Source organism: Roseibium sp. RKSG952 (genome assembly GCF_009711355.1).
Map to the genome: position 1 here is coordinate 50,150 of NZ_SMMF01000925.1, position 15,678 is coordinate 65,827.

Genomic DNA, 15,678 nt, shown 5'->3' on the forward strand with positions numbered 1-15,678 from the left:
AGGTCATTCCGCCGCTAGTATCGCGCCTTCGGCCAAGGGCAGGCGCAGTTCGAATTCCGCCCCCCTTTCCGGCCGGTTCCGGGCGGTCAGGGTGCCTGCGAAGTCATGGACGATCTTGTAGGCAATCGACAAGCCCAGTCCGAGCCCGGCTCCGCTGTCCTTTGTGGTAAAAAAAGGTTCGAAGATTTGGGGCAGGGCCTCCTGGTCAATCCCGGGACCATTGTCCCGGACAATTAACACCGCAAACCCGCCATCACGCAGCACATGCAGGCTTATTGCCGGATTTTCCCGGTGCTTGATCGCGTCGATGGCATTTGCAAGGAGATTGACGACCACCTGTTCCAGCCGGATCCGCCCTCCGGCCACCACCAGCGTTTCATCTTCGAGGTCCGTGGTCAGCGCGACCCCGCTGCGCTTGACCTCGGGCATCACCATCAACAGCGCTTCATCGATCACCTGGCGCAGGGAAACCGGCCGCACATCGGTCCCCGACTTGCGGGAAAACCCCTTCAGCGTTCGCGCGATCTCCGCCATACGGGCGACCATGTTGCCGATGCGCGTGAGATTGCCGAGCGCCTTGTCCGGCGTGCCGCGTGCAATCAGCATTTCAGCGATTTCAGCATCCGAGCGGATCGCCGCCAATGGCTGATTGTATTCGTGGCTCAAGGCCGCCGACATCTTGCCGAGCGTTGCCATTTTCGCCGCCTGAACCAGATCCGCCTGCGCCCGGCGGAGATCGTCCTCCGCCTGAAGCCGCTCGGCGACTTCCTGTTCAAGCCGCATATTGGTCTTGCGCAGCTCCGCCGTGCGGGTCTGAACCCTTCGCTCCAGCCGCAGGGCTGCAAGCCGGTCGTGGCGGATCTTACGGGCGAGTTCCCGGCGCCGGTTCAGGACAATCCAGAGAATGCCTGCCGCGATGACGGCAAGCAGAAACGCGATCACCATCGCCCGTCCCGACTGGCGCTTGGCCTCGGTCGTATCGGCAAAGGTCAAAACGTCCCATCCGAGAACGGGCAGGCGGGTCGAGAGGTCCAGATGGCTGCGGGTGCGTCCGGGCACCGACAGGCCGGTCAGATCGCTCAACATGTTCGAGGTCGACGGTCCGGCCAAATGGGTTTCCGGGGACAGGTCGCGAATCAACCGCCCGCGCCACTCCGGCACGTTGGTCACGACTACCCGGCCTGCCGCGTCAAGGGCAACAATCGGGTCCTTGGTCAGAGCCCAGGCCTGTTCGATGTCATCAAGGCTGACCCGCACAGCCAAAACGCCGATCTGGCCGTTCGGATCGCGGATCGGGGATGCAAAGACATAGTTTGCAGGCCGCGACGGGGTGCCCGGAAGAAGCTCGCGGCCCAGCTGGCCCTGTTGCGCCTGCCGGAAAGCTTGCGGGATTGCTGTTGCCCCACGCTTGGCAATCGATTGACCGTTTTCGAGACTGGAGGCAATCGGACGGCCATTGGCGTCAAGAAACCAGACCTCCTCCGCCCCGGACATGCCTGCGGTGAGGGCGGCGACCTGCCGCGCAAGCTCAAGATCCCGGCCGGTCACGACGGCGGCGGCCTCCGGACCACGCGCCAGAAGCGGCGACATGAGCCGGAACTTGTCGAGCAGACGCTCCAGCACCGCCGATTGAACAGCAAGTGTGGCTTCCGAGCGCGTCCGCACCTCGGCCATCACGATGTTCCGGCTGGTCAGTCCGGTTAGCCACACCAACCCTAGCGCCACAGCCACAAACACAAGCGCTGCGGCAATGCGGACACGATAGGCAAGTTGGCGTTTCTGGGCGCGTTTCATCCTGAAAACTATAACAGGCTTTGTCCGCCCGGCGCAGCCAAACGTGCTCCCGGCCCGCGTTGACGCCGATCAATGGCCACGCTCTTGATCAGAAGCGTCACCGGCTTGCCGGGGGCAAGTCCCAGTTCAGCGGCAGATGCCCTTGTAATCCGGGCGCGCACAAGTTGACCGCTGACGATACAAAGGATTTCCGTATATGGCCCGGTTTCCGCCGTGATACTCTTGATTTCACCCTCCAGGATATTGCGGATGCTGAGCCCGTCCGGGCGTCCGAGGGCGAGCGCCACATCCCGCGCCCTGATCCGCAGCCGGATCGCATCGCCAATCGCGCCTTCCAGACCGGGCACTTGCATCATCTGCCCGCCGATATCGACTGTCGCAAGACCCCACACGTCGTCATGAGCGGACACCCGGCCTTCCAGCAGCGCACTTGCCTCATGCCGGCCTGTGGCCTTTCCAAGATCGGTTCGCGCCAGCATGTCGGCGACCGGACCATATCCAAGGACCCGGCCATCCGAGACAATCACAAGGGTCTGGGACAACCGCGCAACCTCTTCAAGCGCGTGACTGATATAAAGGATCGGAGTGCCGGCTTCCGCCCCGAGCCGGTCGAGATAAGGCAGGATTTCGGATTTGCGCGCGTGATCCAGCGAGGCGAGGGGTTCGTCCATAAGCAGCAATCTCGGAGCAGAGAGTAACGCCCGGCCAATGGCAACACGCTGTTTCTCGCCCCCGGAAAGGCCTCCGGGCTTTCGGTCAAGCAAATGGCCAACCCCCAAGAGGTCGACAACTTCCCCCAAAGCACGCTTGTCGGAACGACCTCCGGCCCACCGCGCGAAGGTCAGGTTCCGCTTGACCGACAGATGCGGAAATAGCCGGGAATCCTGAAAGACATGGCCGACCCTGCGGTCTCGCACGGATAGACTGATACCGGCGGCGCTGTCGAACAGCACCTCGCCCCCGGCAACAATCCGCCCGCTCGATGGCGTTACCAGACCGGCAATCATGTTCGTGATGGTGGATTTTCCCGCTCCCGACTGTCCGAAGAGCGCGGTCACAGCGTCGCCGGACTGAAAACTTGCGGCAATTTCAAAAGCCCCGACCTTGCCGGTCACATCGACCTCAATCATCTCCGCCTCCCAGCCGCGCGCGCATCCGCCGCGCAAGAACCTCGGACGCGATCAGGGCCCCAAAGGCGACAATAGCCGCCAGGATGGTCAGGCGGATGGCAATCGGCCCACCGTCCGGGGTCTGTGTTGCCGTGTAAAGGGCGAGGGCAAGCGTGCGGGTTTCACCGGGAATGTTGGAGACGAAGGTGATCGTGGCCCCGAACTCGCCCATTGCCTTGGCAAAACCGAGGATCGCGCCCCCCAGAATACCCGGAAAGGCCAGAGGCAGCGCCACAACACAGAATGTCACGAGCCGTGGCGCTCCAAGCGATGCCGCCGCTTCTTCGAGTTTCGGGTCAACCGCTTCGAAGGCAAGCCGGATCGGACGCACGATCAGCGGAAAGGCCATGACACCGGCAGCAAGGGCTGCCCCCGTCCAGTTGAATGCGAAGCTGAGGCCAAGCGTTTCTTTCAGGAACACCCCGGCAGGTCCGCGCGGACCAAAGCCGAGCAGGAGCAGATATCCCGTAACCACCGGCGGCAACACAAGAGGCATGTGCACAACGGCATTCAACACGCCATGCCCGGGGAACCGGTAGCGCGCCAGAACATAGGCAACGGCGATTGCAAGCGGGACCGCAAACAGCAAGGCCACCGCGCCGACACGCAGCGTGAGGCTGAGCGCCTGCCATTCATGAGGCTGCAATTGAAAGAAACTCACGCGGGCGGCCTGATCCGGTTCAGTTGGGGTTCTTGTCGTGTAGCACTGTAAATCCGGATTGTTCAAATATCCGTTGTGCTTCAGGCGTCATCAGGAACCGCAAAAACCCGTCAGCGCCCGGCTTGGCCCAGGGCGTCAACGCGGCCGGATAGCGGATGGGCGGATGACTGTCTGCCGGGATCCGCGCAACAGTCGCGACATTCGGGTCGGCATGGGCATCGGATGCATAGACCAGCCCGAGCGGCACATCGCCCCGGCCAACGGTTGCGAGCGCGACGCGAACATTCTCCATCGGGGCAAGCTGGCCTTTCACCGCCTTCCAAAGCCCGAGTGCCTCAAAAGCCTCCTTGCCGTAACGGCCTGCGGGTACGGTGTCCGGATCTGCAATCGCAAGCCGCCCGTCACCGAGCCGTTGTTCAATCGCAGATGCCTTGAGCGGCAGTGGCGATGCTCCAGCCGGACCGATCAGAACCAGCTGATTGCCCGCCACGATCTCGATCGTATCGGCCTGAACCGCCTGCCGCTCCCGCAAATAATCCATCCAGGCCTCATCGGCAGACACAAACACATCCGCCGGAGCACCTGCTTCAACCTGACGGGCGAGCGTGCCCGTGCCTGCAAATGAAAACACGATGTCTGTATCAGGGTCCGTGCCCTGTGCCTTCCGATAGGCTGAACCGATGTCTTCCAGCGCATCGGTCATGCTGGCGGCTGCAAAGACGGTAATCCGCTCGGCTGCCTGTACCGCACTCAGAGCCCCAACAGCCAAAAGCAGAACAAAAAACAATAGACGCACGGCAAGTCACTCATTCTCGGGCTTGAAACATCAATCATAAGACGGCGGGCCGCGCCGGGACAACACCGGCATACCGGCTAGCGCCGGTCCGACCGGATCATGTCCGCGCCTTTTTCGGCAATCATGATGGTCGGCGCATTGGTGTTGCCGGAGGTGATCGCCGGCATCACCGAGGCATCGACAATCCGGATACCGGTAACTCCTCTCAGGCGCAGCCTTTCATCGACGACAGAATCCGCGTCCGATCCCATCCGGCAAGTGCCAACCGGGTGAAAGATGGTGGTACCGATATCCCCCGCCGCATTCGCAAGATCATCGTCAGTCGCGTAGTCCGGGCCCGGCAGATATTCTTCCGGCTGGTGCTTCTGTAGGGCGGGAGCCGCCATGATCCTTCGGGTCAGGCGGATGCTGTCTGCGGCCACCTTCCTGTCGGTTTCCGTCGAGAGATAATTCGGCAGGATCTCGGGCTGCTTTGTCTTGTCCGGCGACGTGATGTGGCAATGCCCGCGGCTGTCGGGTCTGAGATTGCAGACACTTGCGGTAATCGCCGGAAACCGGTGCAGGGGATCGCCGAACTTGTCCAGCGACAGCGGCTGAACGTGATATTCGACATTCGCGGTTTCAAAGGAGGCATCGGTCCTGGCAAAGACCCCAAGCTGGCTTGGTGCCATCGACATCGGCCCGGACCGTGTCAGGGCGTATTGCAAACCGATCCGGGCCTTCCCGATCCAGGAATTGGCCATCTGGTTCAAGGTCACGGCATTGCGGACCTTGAAGATCGTCCGCAGCTGGAGATGGTCCTGCAGGTTCTTGCCCACAGCAGGCAGCGCAAGACCGGGCTTGATCCCCGCCGCCGTCAATACGTCAGGGTCGCCGATCCCGGACAGCTCCAGCAGCTGCGGCGACCCGATGGCACCTGCGGACAGGACCACCTCTCCCGATATGCGGAGCTTTGCGGGTTCTCCCTTGATCTCCAGCTCCAGTCCCGAGGCGCGGCCCTCTTCCAGAACAATCCGGCCAACATGGGCTTCCGTCACGACTTTCAGGTTCCGGCGCTTGCGGGCCGGCCGCAAGAATCCCTTGGCAACGTTCCAGCGCCAGCCGGATTTCTGGGTCACCTGAAAATAGGAGGAGCCGAAATTGTCGCCGCGATTGAAATCGTCGATCTTCGGTATCCCGGTTTCAGCGCAAGCTTCCCGGAAAGCATCCAGAATTTCCCAGGACAAGCGCTGTTCTTCCACCCGGACACCGCCGCCCTGCCCATGCATGGCATCGTTCCGGGAATAGTGATCCTCGGACTTCCGGAAATAGGGCAGCACATCGTCCCATCCCCAGCCGGGCAGTCCGAATTGCCGCCAGCGGTCATAATCCTGCGCCTGGCCGCGCATGTAGATCATGCCGTTGATCGAGGAACAGCCGCCAATCAGTTTGCCGCGCGGATACATCAGCGACCGGCCATTGAGACCGGGATCCCTTGCCGTGTGAAAGCCCCAGTCGGTACGCGGATTGCCCATGCAGTAGAGATAGCCGACGGGAATGTGGACCCAGATATAATTGTCGTCCTTGCCCGCTTCGAGCAGCAGCACCCGGACGTTTGGATCCTCGGACAGCCTGTTGGCCAGCACACAGCCCGCCGACCCGGCGCCCACGATCACATAGTCCCACGTCCCAAGATCCTGCATGCCGCCTCCCGATGTCCTTGCTCATCAGGAGGCATTGCCGCAGCCATATGGTCAAGAGGCTCATGGCACCGTTTTACGGAATACCGCGCTCACATGGCTCACCGGCGCGTCACCCGTGCCGCAAAGCAGCCAGGACGGGCAAAGTGCAGATGTATCTCGTCAACAGTGTTGTTCCCCAACATTTTTTCAATCAGCGGAGCGACAGATTTGCCCTCCACCACATCGGCTTCGATCATATTGCCCTTGGCGTCGAAGGCCCTGACGGACAGCAATCGGGCTGCAATCGACACAGGAACGGCCCCGGGCACTACCGATGCGGTTCTTGCCTGCTCACGGACATAGACGGCATGACAGGATCTGTAGGGCGATGCTGCCGGCTGATGTTCGTGGTTCACCAGGAACACCCGTTCACCGGCCGGCGCATCTTCGAGGCTGACCCTGCACGGAAAAGACCCGTCGGAAATGTGTACCTGTATGTTCCGGGCGGCGCGCTCATCGTCCGAAAGCGCACCCAGACCGGCAAAGAGTTCGGCAGACAGGGGATGTATCTGAAACATTTGAGGTCTCCAATATGCGTATCGAGACCTTCTAGGTGTCCGGGATTTTCAAACGACCCGATTTGCGAGCGGCTGTAATCAGGCCTTGGCGGACACATGTGCCGTGGACTGTCCAACCTTCAAAACCGGATTGACGTGGTGGATACCCGGCGCCTCAGCAGTTGATGGATTGTAAAGCAGATCAATAATCAGTTCACCGGCGCGTTGGCCGATCTCGGAGGCACGCGGGTCGAGGGTGGTCAGGCCGGGCACGCTGACCGCCGCAATGTCTGTTGCTCCGAAACCGGCGATCGCAATATCTTCAGGAACGCGGATATTCCGGCGCTGGCATTCGGTCAAAGCGCCAAATGCTGCGTGATCGAAGACACCGATCACGGCATCGGTTTCCGGGCAGGTATCGAGCAATTGTGCCATCGCCGCGGCTCCATTTCTGAAGTCCGACGGGCCGCCCAGCGGGATGAGTGCGGCAGGCTCAAGGCCCGCTTGTTTCATGGCATCAAGAAAACCGTGCCGGCGCTCCATGCCACGCGAATCTCCGTCAAAGTCGCCGCCAATGAAGGCGATGTTCTTTCGTCCGTCGGCTACGAGATGCGCAACCATCTGTGCCGAGCTGGCCCTGTTGGAGAAACCGACCACATGGCCGATCGGCTTATCCGGCATGTCCCAGGTTTCGATCACCGGGATACCGGCTTCGCGCAACAAGCGTTCCCCGCGTTCGGTATGGCGGCCGCCAGTGACGACTATAGCCTCCGGCCTGCGGCCCAGCAGCCGCGCGATCAGACGCTCTTCTTCGGCAAGATCATAGCGGTCATACCCCAACAACACCTGAAGGCCTGCCGCAGACACCACATTCGACAATTCATCTACCGTGTCCGCAAAATTCGGGTTGCTGATGGTCGGCACGATGACGGCGACAAAGCCAGATTTCTGCGATCTGAGATTGGAGGCCGTGCTGTCGAAGACATAGCCCATACTGTCGGCTATGGAGAGGATACGCCGGCGTTTGTCTTCATTGACGGATGTATCGGCCTTGAACGCCCGCGATACGGTCATGACCGAAACGCCAGCCTTCTCCGCTACATCTTTCATGGTTGGCAACTTGCGCATGGCTCTCGGTTTCAGACTTTGACAGCCGGTCGGCAGACCCGGCTTTTCTTGCAAACGGGGAGATGACCCCGGTAGGTTGGGGGCATTCAGGCTTCAGGTTTTAGAGCGTCCGGACCGTCAAAAAACGCCATCAGGGCAGCCTGATCCTCGCCGCCCAAACCGGCAGATGTGAGCTGGCGATGAACTTCTGCACAGATCGCGGTCAGCGGCATCGGCGTGTTGGACCGGCGGGCCACATCCTGAGCCCCATTGAGATCCTTGACCATGTTGTCGATCCGCCCCGTGCGGCGGTAATCCCTGGCCGCAAATCTCGGCATGTATTCCTGAAGGATTGAACTGTCGGCACGTCCACCTTTCAAAGCCTGCGGAATTTTTGCGGCATCCACACCGGCGGCTTCGGCAAGGGCTGTGGCTTCGGCAACAGCCAGAAAACCGAGGCCGCACAATACCTGATTGATCAGCTTTGTGGTTTGTCCGGCGCCTACCGGCCCCATGTGGGTGTAGTTTGCCGCCAGATGCCGGAGTACCTTGTAGGCATCCTTGACATCGCGTTCCGACCCGCCGGCCATCAATGTCAGCTCACCGGTCAACGCCTTGGGCGCTCCGCCGGACAAGGGACTGTCGACCCAGCGCAGGCCGCGTTTTCCAGCCTGTTCCGCAAGAGACACCGTCGATGCAGGATCTATGGACGACATGTCGATCACCAGCGTCCCCTCACGCGCCCCGTCGGCAACACCGTCTGTTCCGAATACTGCAGCCTCGACAATCCTTGCCGAGTTCAAACTCGTGACGACAGTGTCCGACGATGAGGCCGCCTGAGCAGCCGAAGCACCGGCCTTCGCCCCCTTGGCAACAAGGACCGCAACCTTTTCGGGATCGAGATCGAAAACCGTAAGGGTATTTCCGGTTTCAAGCAATCGGGTTCCGATTGCGCTTCCCATGGCGCCTGCGCCAATCAGTGTCACTTTTTCACTCATGGCGAAGGGCTCCTGTTGCGACCAGCAAATCATTGAGAACGCCTTGCGGGTCCTGATCGATACTAACCGTTATCGCATCCTCATCCGGGCCGGGTGGTTCCAAAGCTGCAAACTGGCTATCGACCAGTGAGGCGGGCATGAAGTGGTCCTGCCGCCGGGAAACATAGGATGCGATCAGGTCTTTGGGACCCGACAAATGCAGAAAAGTCACCGGTTGACCGGCGCTGTCACGAATGAGGTCACGGTATCTTCGTTTCAGGGCCGAGCATCCGACCACAACAGGCCCGCCGGAATGCTGCAACATCTCCCCGATCTGTTGCAGCCAGGGAAACCGGTCGGCATCTTCCAACGGCTCGCCGCGGGACATTTTCGCGATGTTTTCAGCAGGATGCAGATCGTCCCCATCGACAAATCTCGCCCCGATCGCGTCGGCAAAGGCGCTGCCAAATGACGTCTTGCCACAGCCCGACACACCCATAACCACAAAATGCCGCATCACACACACGCCGTCATGCCACCATCAACAAAGATGGTGGTACCGTTGACAAAGGAGGACGCGCCGGATGCCAGAAAAATGCAGGCGCCGGCAAGTTCCTCAACCTTTCCCCATCGGCCTGCCGGGGTTCGTTTTTCCAGCCAGGCCGAAAACTCGGGATCTGCGACGAGAGCCGCATTCAAAGGCGTTTCAAAATATCCGGGCGCAAGTCCGTTGCATTGCAGGCCGTGTTTCGCCCAATCAGTCGCCATGCCCTTGGTCAGGTTCGCCACCGCCCCCTTGGTCATCGTATAGGGAGCTATCCCCGGCCGCGCCAAAGCTGTCTGCACACTGCAGATATTTATGATCTTGCCAGCCCCGCGCGGGATCATGTGGCGGGCGACCGCCTGGCCAGCATGAAACACGCTCGCAATGTTGGTTTGCATCAAAAGTTCGAACTTGGCGGCCGGATATTTTTCAAGAGGCGTCCTGAATTGCATGCCCGCATTGTTGACCAGAATATCGATTGGACCTGTCGACGCCTCGAAACCATCTATCGCCGCACGCACTGCCAGATGATCCGTCACGTCGAAGGCAAGGGCCGACACGCTCCCGCCTTCCGTCCGCAACTCATCGGCAGCGTGGGTTAATTTCTCCTCGTTCCGGCCGTTTAGAATAATCGCTGCACCCGCCTTCATCAGCCCGTGGGCCAAGGCAAATCCGATGCCTTGTGACGATCCTGTGATCAGCGCTCTCTTTCCTGACAAATCAAATAGAGAAATACTCATGACGACCTCTCGAAAAACCGTTGCCTCATACATATGTTATCGATAACATTTTGCAAGGATCGGAACTGAACCATGACCAAACCGGACATTTTGCAGGTCGGCGCCTATCCCGATTGGGACCAGCTCCCACTCGAAACCGCTTTCACAATGCATCGTTATTATGAAGCCCCAGACAAGCCGTCATTTCTGGCAAGTGTCGGCCCGGACATCCGGGCAATTGCCACGCGCGGCGATCTCGGCGCGAGCCGGGACATGATCGACGCTTGCCCGCAACTTGAACTGATTTCCGTTTATGGTGTCGGCTTTGATGCGGTCGATCTGGAAACCTGCCGGTCGCGCGGTATCCGGGTAACGAACACACCGGATGTTCTGACAAGAGATGTCGCCGACTTCGGTGTTGCCATGATGCTTGCAAAGGCGCGCGGAATTCTGGACGGCGATGCCTGGGTGCGGTCCGGAAACTGGGCCAGCAAGGGCAAAGCGCCCCTGGCACGCAGTGTCTCAGCCAAACGCGCCGGAGTTCTGGGGCTCGGACGCATCGGGCATGCTGTCGCCAAGAGGCTCGCGGCCTTTGACATGGAAATCGGCTACACCGACATCGGCCCCAAGGATTACGCTCCTGATTGGACCTTTTACCCCGATCCCGTCGCACTGGCCGAGGCCTCGGACTATTTGTTCGTCACGCTCGCAGCATCTGCCGAAACCCGTCACATCGTTGGTAAAGACGTGATTGAGGCCGCGGGGCCGGACGGCATGATCATCAATATCAGCCGTGCCGCCAATATTGACGAGGACGCGCTGATCACTGCCCTTCAATCCGGCCGTCTGGGATTTGCCGCTCTGGATGTCTTTGAGGGTGAACCGGATCTTGATCCGCGGTTTCTGGACCTGCCCAATGTGTTGCTGGAGCCGCATCAGGCGTCCGGCACTGTCGAAACCCGCAAGGCGATGGGCAAGCTGGTTCGTGATAACCTGACGGCGCATTTTAGCGGCGCTCCCTTGCTGACACCGGTGCTTTGAGCCATGAAAACCATCGTCATTCACGCTCCTGAAGACCTTCGTATTGAAGACCGCGAAGCCCTCCCACCCGGCCCGGGCGAGGTCAAGGTCCGCATCGCAGCAGGCGGTATTTGCGGATCCGACCTGCATTATTTCAACCACGGTGGTTTCGGCAATGTCCGGCTCAGGGAACCGATGATCCTGGGGCACGAAGTCGCCGGCCACATCACGGAGTTGGGCGAGGGTGTAAGCGGACTAGCAGTTGGAGAAAGCGTTGCGGTGTCCCCCTCCCGGCCATGCCACTCTTGCCGCTTTTGCGCCGAAGGCATGTACAATCAATGCCTGAACATGCGATTTTACGGATCGGCCATGCCGTTTCCGCATATTCAGGGGGCGTTCCGGCAGGAGCTTGTCGTTGATGCCGCCCAATGCGCACCCGCCGGCGGGTTATCGGTCAACGAGGCGGCGATGGCTGAACCGTTGGCGGTCGCGCTCCATGCTACACGACAGGCCGGCCCCATGTTGGGCAAACGCGTACTGGTCACAGGCTGCGGCCCGATCGGGGTGCTGTGCATTCTGGCCGCGCGCCGGGCAGGCGCGGCAGAAATCGTTGCAACGGACCTCACCAGCTTCACGCTTGAAAAAGCCGCAGACTGCGGGGCCGACACTGTCATCAACATGGCAACCACACCTGACGGACTAGGCCCTTTTGAAGCAGGCAAGGGGACGTTCGACGTGCTTTACGAATGTACCGGCGCTTCTCCGGCACTTGCAGGCGGCATCGCGGCCCTGCGCCCCGGCGGCATTATCGTGCAGCTCGGTCTAGGCGGCGACATGACAGTTCCGGTACAGTCGATTACAGCCAAGGAACTGCAATTACGCGGCTCCTTCCGGTTCCACGAGGAATTTTTCACCGGTGTCGAATTGATGCGAAAAGGCCTGATCAACGTAAAGCCTCTGATCACACAACAGGTTGCGCTTGAAGACGCCGAGGCGGGATTTCGGATCGCCAATGACCGGACCAAGGCCATGAAAGTCCAGATCGCCTTTTGACACCACTTCATCCTTCGCGTAGCGCGGGTACACCAGTCCAATCTGCCACAAATCGCCCCCGGAATGGGAGTTCAAGAATGTCATTCTTCAAATCGGAAGATCCCCGCTTTGACCGTTATGTGCTCGGCAATGCCCCGGTCAAACAGCTCGCAACCGGGTTCGACTGGGTCGAAGGCCCGGTCTGGTTCGGTGATGCCGGGTGTCTGCTTTTTTCAGACATCCCGAACAACCGCATCATGCGCTGGACCCCGGGGTCGGGCATTACGACCTACCGCGCGCCGTCAAACTACGCCAACGGCCACACACGTGACCTGCAAGGACGTTTGATCAGCTGCGAACATGGCGGGCGGCGGGTGACCCGCACAGAACATGACGGATCAATCACCATCATCGCGGACAGCTTCAACGGCAAACCGCTCAACTCGCCAAATGATGTCATCGTCAAGTCGGATGGCAGCATCTGGTTTTCCGATCCGCATTACGGGATCATGTCCAATTACGAAGGCTACGAGGCAGAGCCGGAAAACCCCTGTGCCGTTTATCGCTTCACACCCGAAACCGGCAGACTGGAAATCGCCATAGACGACATGAACTGCCCGAACGGACTGGCCTTTTCACCAGATGAAAGCCTGCTCTATGTGGCTGATACCGGGCGGATGTATTCCTCCGATCCGACCCATATCAAGGTCTATGACTGCGACGGTGCCAACCAGGTGTCGAACGGACGCGTGTTTCACAAGGTCGATCCGGGGAAGGCCGACGGGTTCCGGATCGACACGGATGGCAATGTCTGGACGTCGGCCGCCGACGGCGTCCACTGCATCGCGCCGGACGGGACACGTCTCGGACGGATCTTTGTGCCCGAGCTGGTGTCCAACCTCTGCTTCGGCGGCCGCGCGAAGCATGAACTGTTCATCACGGCCTCGACCAGCATTTACAAGATCACTTTGAACCGTCAGGGCATGCAGAGGCCGTGACAGAAACACACTTCCGTTACGCCAGTTCGGCCTCCCGAACCGCCCGCTCGATCTCGTCTATCAGGCCCTGCTCCAGATTGAGGCGCGCGGCCAGCATCTGGAGATAAGCCTTTTCCGCCGGATGGTCCGGATCGATGGCCAAACGGGATGCCGCATAGATCTCGGTTGCGGTTTCCATGCAAGTGGCGCCGGCGACGACCTTGTCGATATCGAGCGGCGCCCGCAGTTCATCCATCAGGAATGCCTTCGCCTCACTGTCGAGGCCTGCCTCGTCGATCTTGGCAAAGATCTTGTCCTGTTCCTCGCGGTCGATATGCCCGTCCGCCTTTGCTGCTGCGATCATCGCAACCAGCAAGGTCACCGCAAACGCATGCTCACCACCGGCCTGCTGAGCCGGATCGAACGGCGTGCCGCGTGGAGCTTCCAGCGGGATCGGTTCGTCTTCCGGGTATTGTGGCGGCTGCTGCCCCTGCTGATTGGCGCGGTATCCCTGATAGGCCTTGTAGGCCAGCCCGGCGACAAGGGCCATGCCGCCATACTTCACGGCCTTCTTGCCCATCTTGCGTCCGGATTTGCTGCCAAGCATCAGCCCGGCCAGCCCGCCGAGAGCCATGCCCCCGCCTTGGGATGACAGAAAGTCCTTGCCTTGAGACAACAGGTCGTTTGATCCTCCCTGGCGCTGACCCGCAAGGCTTCCCTGACTGCCCGCCTTGCCGCCGCCCTGACTGCCGAGAAACTGGTCCAGCAGGGATTTTGCATCAAACATCCGTGTCTCCTCTCAAACCTCATAGGCAAGAGCGGGCTCCCGCTCCATTCGTGCTATCCGACCGGACAGACACATGGGGGTATAAGCGCCTTGGGACAAGGTCTGGTCGCATTTGGTTCCAAATTTCGGGCGCTGCCGATCAGCGCGCCTCCAGCGGCAGGAGATTGTCGTCCTTGATCGTATCCATGGCGATGGAGGAGCGTACATTTTGTACCGCATCCTGCGGCAGGAGATCGTCGTTGATCACCCGGCTGAGCGCTTGAAGGTCCGGCACGACGACTTTCAGGATATAGTCGACATCACCGGTCATGGTGTGGGCCTCCTGCACCTCGGGCATCGCCTTGACCATATTGCGGAATTTCCGGGCATTTTCCCGGCTGTGCGACCCGAGGGTCACACCGACATAGGCCGTCACGGCCAGACCAAGCGCCTGCAGATCGAGATCCGCCCGGTAGCGGCGGATGATGCCACCTTGCTCCAGCCTTTGACGGCGCCGGGAGATCTGACTGGCAGACAGGCCGATCCTGTCCGCGATGTCCTGATTGGTCAGCGCGGCATTTTCCTGAATCGCGGCCAGAATTTTTACATCAAAACCATCTAGTGCATTCATCCCGCAAAAATCCCGCGCAAAGCACACAAAACACGCATCATCATACGATAGTGAGCAGGATTTGCACGCACCATGCGGTCTGTTGGACGCATTGTGGTTTTAATTGGATTTTGAGGGACTTCGATCATGGGACCGTTTCCGCACGATGCACCGCCCGCGCGTATCAGCGACACCAACCCGGCCGGTACCGACGGCTTTGAATTCGTCGAATTCGCACATCCGGAGCCGGAAAAGCTCGACACCCTGTTTCGCAAGATGGGCTATCGTCCGGTCGCCACACACAAGACCAAGGCCATCACGCTCTACCGGCAGGGCGATGTGACCTATGTGCTCAATGCGGAGCCCGGCTCGTTCGGCATGACTTTTGTCGAGAGCCACGGCCCCTGCGCCCCTTCCATGGCCTGGCGGGTTGTGGATGCCGGGCACGCATTCCGTCACGCCGTTTCAAAAGGTGCAACGCCGTATGAAGGCAGTGACAAGACCCTCGATGCACCGGCGATTGTCGGCATTGGCGGCTCCCTGCTCTATTTCATCGACCGGTATGGCACCCACGGCTCCGCCTATGGCGCCGAATTCGACTGGATGGACGCAACCGACCCCAGGCCCGAAGGCGTCGGATTTTACTATCTCGATCACCTGACCCACAATGTCTATCGCGGCAACATGGACAAGTGGTGGGACTTCTACCGCGACCTGTTCGGCTTCAGCCAAATCCATTTCTTCGATATTGACGGGCAGATCACCGGGCTGGTCAGCCGCGCGATCACGTCGCCATGCGGCAAGATCCGGATCCCGCTCAACGAATCCAAGGACGACACCAGCCAGATCGAGGAGTATTTGCGCAAGTACAAGGGCGAGGGCATCCAGCACATCGCTGTTGGGACGGACAACATCTATGACAGCACGGACAGGCTCGCCGCCAACGGCCTGAAATTCATGCCCGGCCCGCCGGAAACCTACTACGAAATGTCGAGGAACCGCGTAGCGGGCCATGACGAACCGATTGAGCGGATGAAGACGCACGGCATCCTGATCGATGGCGAAGGTGTCATTGATGGCGGCATGACAAAGATCCTATTACAGATCTTCTCGAAAACCGTTGTCGGCCCGATCTTCTTCGAATTCATCCAGCGCAAGGGCGACGAAGGCTTCGGCGAAGGCAACTTCCGCGCCCTGTTCGAGAGCATCGAACAGGACCAGATCCGGCGGGGGGTTTTGTACAAAAGGGCTGACGCATAACGATAACGTATAAAATTTTTCGCACATT

Annotated in this window: 17 protein-coding genes; 4 read left to right on the plus strand and 13 right to left on the minus strand. The window is 60.0% G+C overall.

Going from position 1 to position 15,678, the window contains the following annotated elements:
* Nucleotides 1–3: 3 nt before the first annotated feature.
* From E1297_RS22990 to E1297_RS23035, 10 genes are all read right to left on the minus strand, one after another.
* Nucleotides 4–1,794 (minus strand): ATP-binding protein, encoded by a 1,791-nt coding sequence (locus tag E1297_RS22990; RefSeq protein WP_155142645.1) that lies wholly within the window; start codon nt 1,792–1,794, stop codon nt 4–6.
* 8 nt (nt 1,795–1,802) lie between these two features.
* Nucleotides 1,803–2,924, minus strand: a complete 1,122-nt coding sequence (gene modC / locus E1297_RS22995; RefSeq protein WP_155142646.1) for a molybdenum ABC transporter ATP-binding protein — start codon at nt 2,922–2,924, stop codon at nt 1,803–1,805.
* Nucleotides 2,917–3,624, minus strand: a complete 708-nt coding sequence (modB, locus tag E1297_RS23000) for a molybdate ABC transporter permease subunit (protein ID WP_368669652.1) — start codon at nt 3,622–3,624, stop codon at nt 2,917–2,919. The genes modC and modB overlap by 8 nt, the downstream gene beginning before the upstream one ends.
* Nucleotides 3,625–3,643: 19 nt before the next feature.
* Nucleotides 3,644–4,420, minus strand: coding sequence for a molybdate ABC transporter substrate-binding protein (modA, locus tag E1297_RS23005; protein ID WP_155142648.1), 777 nt, complete (start codon nt 4,418–4,420; stop codon nt 3,644–3,646).
* 77 nt (nt 4,421–4,497) lie between these two features.
* A complete protein-coding gene (locus E1297_RS23010) occupies nt 4,498–6,102 on the minus strand; it encodes a GMC family oxidoreductase (protein ID WP_155142650.1) in 1,605 nt (534 codons plus the stop codon).
* A 98-nt stretch (nt 6,103–6,200) separates the two neighbouring features.
* Nucleotides 6,201–6,659: a DUF1203 domain-containing protein gene (locus tag E1297_RS23015; RefSeq protein WP_155142653.1), complete on the minus strand. Its 459-nt coding sequence runs from the start codon at nt 6,657–6,659 to the stop codon at nt 6,201–6,203.
* A gap of 78 nt (nt 6,660–6,737) precedes the next feature.
* On the minus strand, nt 6,738–7,766 hold the full coding sequence (locus E1297_RS23020) for a LacI family DNA-binding transcriptional regulator (protein WP_244327857.1): 1,029 nt from the start codon (nt 7,764–7,766) through the stop codon (nt 6,738–6,740).
* Nucleotides 7,767–7,852: 86 nt separating this feature from the next.
* Entirely contained in the window at nt 7,853–8,743 is an 891-nt protein-coding gene (locus E1297_RS23025; RefSeq protein ID WP_155142657.1) for an NAD(P)-dependent oxidoreductase, read from the minus strand.
* Nucleotides 8,736–9,239, minus strand: coding sequence for a gluconokinase (locus E1297_RS23030; protein ID WP_244327858.1), 504 nt, complete (start codon nt 9,237–9,239; stop codon nt 8,736–8,738). Before E1297_RS23030 ends, E1297_RS23025 begins: the two co-directional genes overlap by 8 nt.
* Nucleotides 9,239–10,006, minus strand: a complete 768-nt coding sequence (locus E1297_RS23035) for an SDR family oxidoreductase (protein ID WP_155142659.1) — start codon at nt 10,004–10,006, stop codon at nt 9,239–9,241. Before E1297_RS23035 ends, E1297_RS23030 begins: the two co-directional genes overlap by 1 nt.
* 72 nt (nt 10,007–10,078) lie before the next feature.
* On the opposite strand from E1297_RS23035, the gene E1297_RS23040 reads away from it, so the two are divergent.
* From E1297_RS23040 to E1297_RS23050, 3 genes are all read left to right on the plus strand, one after another.
* Nucleotides 10,079–11,026: a 2-hydroxyacid dehydrogenase gene (locus E1297_RS23040; RefSeq protein WP_155142661.1), complete on the plus strand. Its 948-nt coding sequence runs from the start codon at nt 10,079–10,081 to the stop codon at nt 11,024–11,026.
* A 3-nt stretch (nt 11,027–11,029) separates the two neighbouring features.
* Nucleotides 11,030–12,058, plus strand: a complete 1,029-nt coding sequence (locus E1297_RS23045) for an L-idonate 5-dehydrogenase (protein ID WP_155142664.1) — start codon at nt 11,030–11,032, stop codon at nt 12,056–12,058.
* Between the two features lie 77 nt (nt 12,059–12,135).
* The gene (locus E1297_RS23050) at nt 12,136–13,035 is read left to right on the plus strand and encodes an SMP-30/gluconolactonase/LRE family protein (protein ID WP_155142666.1); all 900 of its coding nucleotides are present in this window, start codon (nt 12,136–12,138) and stop codon (nt 13,033–13,035) included.
* Between the two features lie 16 nt (nt 13,036–13,051).
* Here E1297_RS23050 and E1297_RS23055 read toward each other — a convergent pair whose 3' ends face one another.
* The 3 genes from E1297_RS23055 to E1297_RS50825 all read right to left on the minus strand — a co-directional run bounded on the left by E1297_RS23055 (nt 13,052) and on the right by E1297_RS50825 (nt 14,539).
* Nucleotides 13,052–13,801 carry a tellurite resistance TerB family protein gene (locus E1297_RS23055; protein WP_155142668.1) on the minus strand — a complete coding sequence of 250 codons (750 nt, stop codon included), beginning with the start codon at nt 13,799–13,801 and terminating at the stop codon, nt 13,052–13,054.
* Nucleotides 13,802–13,940: 139 nt separating this feature from the next.
* Nucleotides 13,941–14,411, minus strand: coding sequence for an Lrp/AsnC family transcriptional regulator (locus E1297_RS23060; protein WP_155142670.1), 471 nt, complete (start codon nt 14,409–14,411; stop codon nt 13,941–13,943).
* On the minus strand, nt 14,408–14,539 hold the full coding sequence (locus tag E1297_RS50825; protein WP_256372762.1) for a hypothetical protein: 132 nt from the start codon (nt 14,537–14,539) through the stop codon (nt 14,408–14,410). Before E1297_RS50825 ends, E1297_RS23060 begins: the two co-directional genes overlap by 4 nt.
* On the opposite strand from E1297_RS50825, the gene hppD reads away from it, so the two are divergent.
* Nucleotides 14,538–15,650 carry a 4-hydroxyphenylpyruvate dioxygenase gene (gene hppD, locus E1297_RS23065; protein WP_155142672.1) on the plus strand — a complete coding sequence of 371 codons (1,113 nt, stop codon included), beginning with the start codon at nt 14,538–14,540 and terminating at the stop codon, nt 15,648–15,650. The two genes, E1297_RS50825 and hppD, sit on opposite strands and share 2 nt — an antisense overlap.
* Nucleotides 15,651–15,678 lie beyond the last annotated feature (28 nt).

Excerpts from the sequence above, each read along its gene's own strand:
- E1297_RS23030 (WP_244327858.1), bottom strand. The coding sequence starts at position 9,239 with ATGCGGCATTTTGTGGTTATGGGTGTGTCGGGCTGTGGCAAGACGTCA.
- modC (WP_155142646.1), bottom strand. The coding sequence starts at position 2,924 with ATGATTGAGGTCGATGTGACCGGCAAGGTCGGGGCTTTTGAAATTGCC.
- E1297_RS23010 (WP_155142650.1), bottom strand. The coding sequence starts at position 6,102 with ATGCAGGATCTTGGGACGTGGGACTATGTGATCGTGGGCGCCGGGTCG.
- E1297_RS23060 (WP_155142670.1), bottom strand. The coding sequence starts at position 14,411 with ATGAATGCACTAGATGGTTTTGATGTAAAAATTCTGGCCGCGATTCAG.
- E1297_RS23045 (WP_155142664.1), top strand. The coding sequence starts at position 11,030 with ATGAAAACCATCGTCATTCACGCTCCTGAAGACCTTCGTATTGAAGAC.
- E1297_RS23050 (WP_155142666.1), top strand. The coding sequence starts at position 12,136 with ATGTCATTCTTCAAATCGGAAGATCCCCGCTTTGACCGTTATGTGCTC.
- E1297_RS23020 (WP_244327857.1), bottom strand. The coding sequence starts at position 7,766 with ATGCGCAAGTTGCCAACCATGAAAGATGTAGCGGAGAAGGCTGGCGTT.
- E1297_RS23055 (WP_155142668.1), bottom strand. The coding sequence starts at position 13,801 with ATGTTTGATGCAAAATCCCTGCTGGACCAGTTTCTCGGCAGTCAGGGC.
- E1297_RS23015 (WP_155142653.1), bottom strand. The coding sequence starts at position 6,659 with ATGTTTCAGATACATCCCCTGTCTGCCGAACTCTTTGCCGGTCTGGGT.
- hppD (WP_155142672.1), top strand. The coding sequence starts at position 14,538 with ATGGGACCGTTTCCGCACGATGCACCGCCCGCGCGTATCAGCGACACC.
- E1297_RS23035 (WP_155142659.1), bottom strand. The coding sequence starts at position 10,006 with ATGAGTATTTCTCTATTTGATTTGTCAGGAAAGAGAGCGCTGATCACA.
- E1297_RS23040 (WP_155142661.1), top strand. The coding sequence starts at position 10,079 with ATGACCAAACCGGACATTTTGCAGGTCGGCGCCTATCCCGATTGGGAC.
- E1297_RS22990 (WP_155142645.1), bottom strand. The coding sequence starts at position 1,794 with ATGAAACGCGCCCAGAAACGCCAACTTGCCTATCGTGTCCGCATTGCC.
- E1297_RS23025 (WP_155142657.1), bottom strand. The coding sequence starts at position 8,743 with ATGAGTGAAAAAGTGACACTGATTGGCGCAGGCGCCATGGGAAGCGCA.
- E1297_RS50825 (WP_256372762.1), bottom strand. The coding sequence starts at position 14,539 with ATGATCGAAGTCCCTCAAAATCCAATTAAAACCACAATGCGTCCAACA.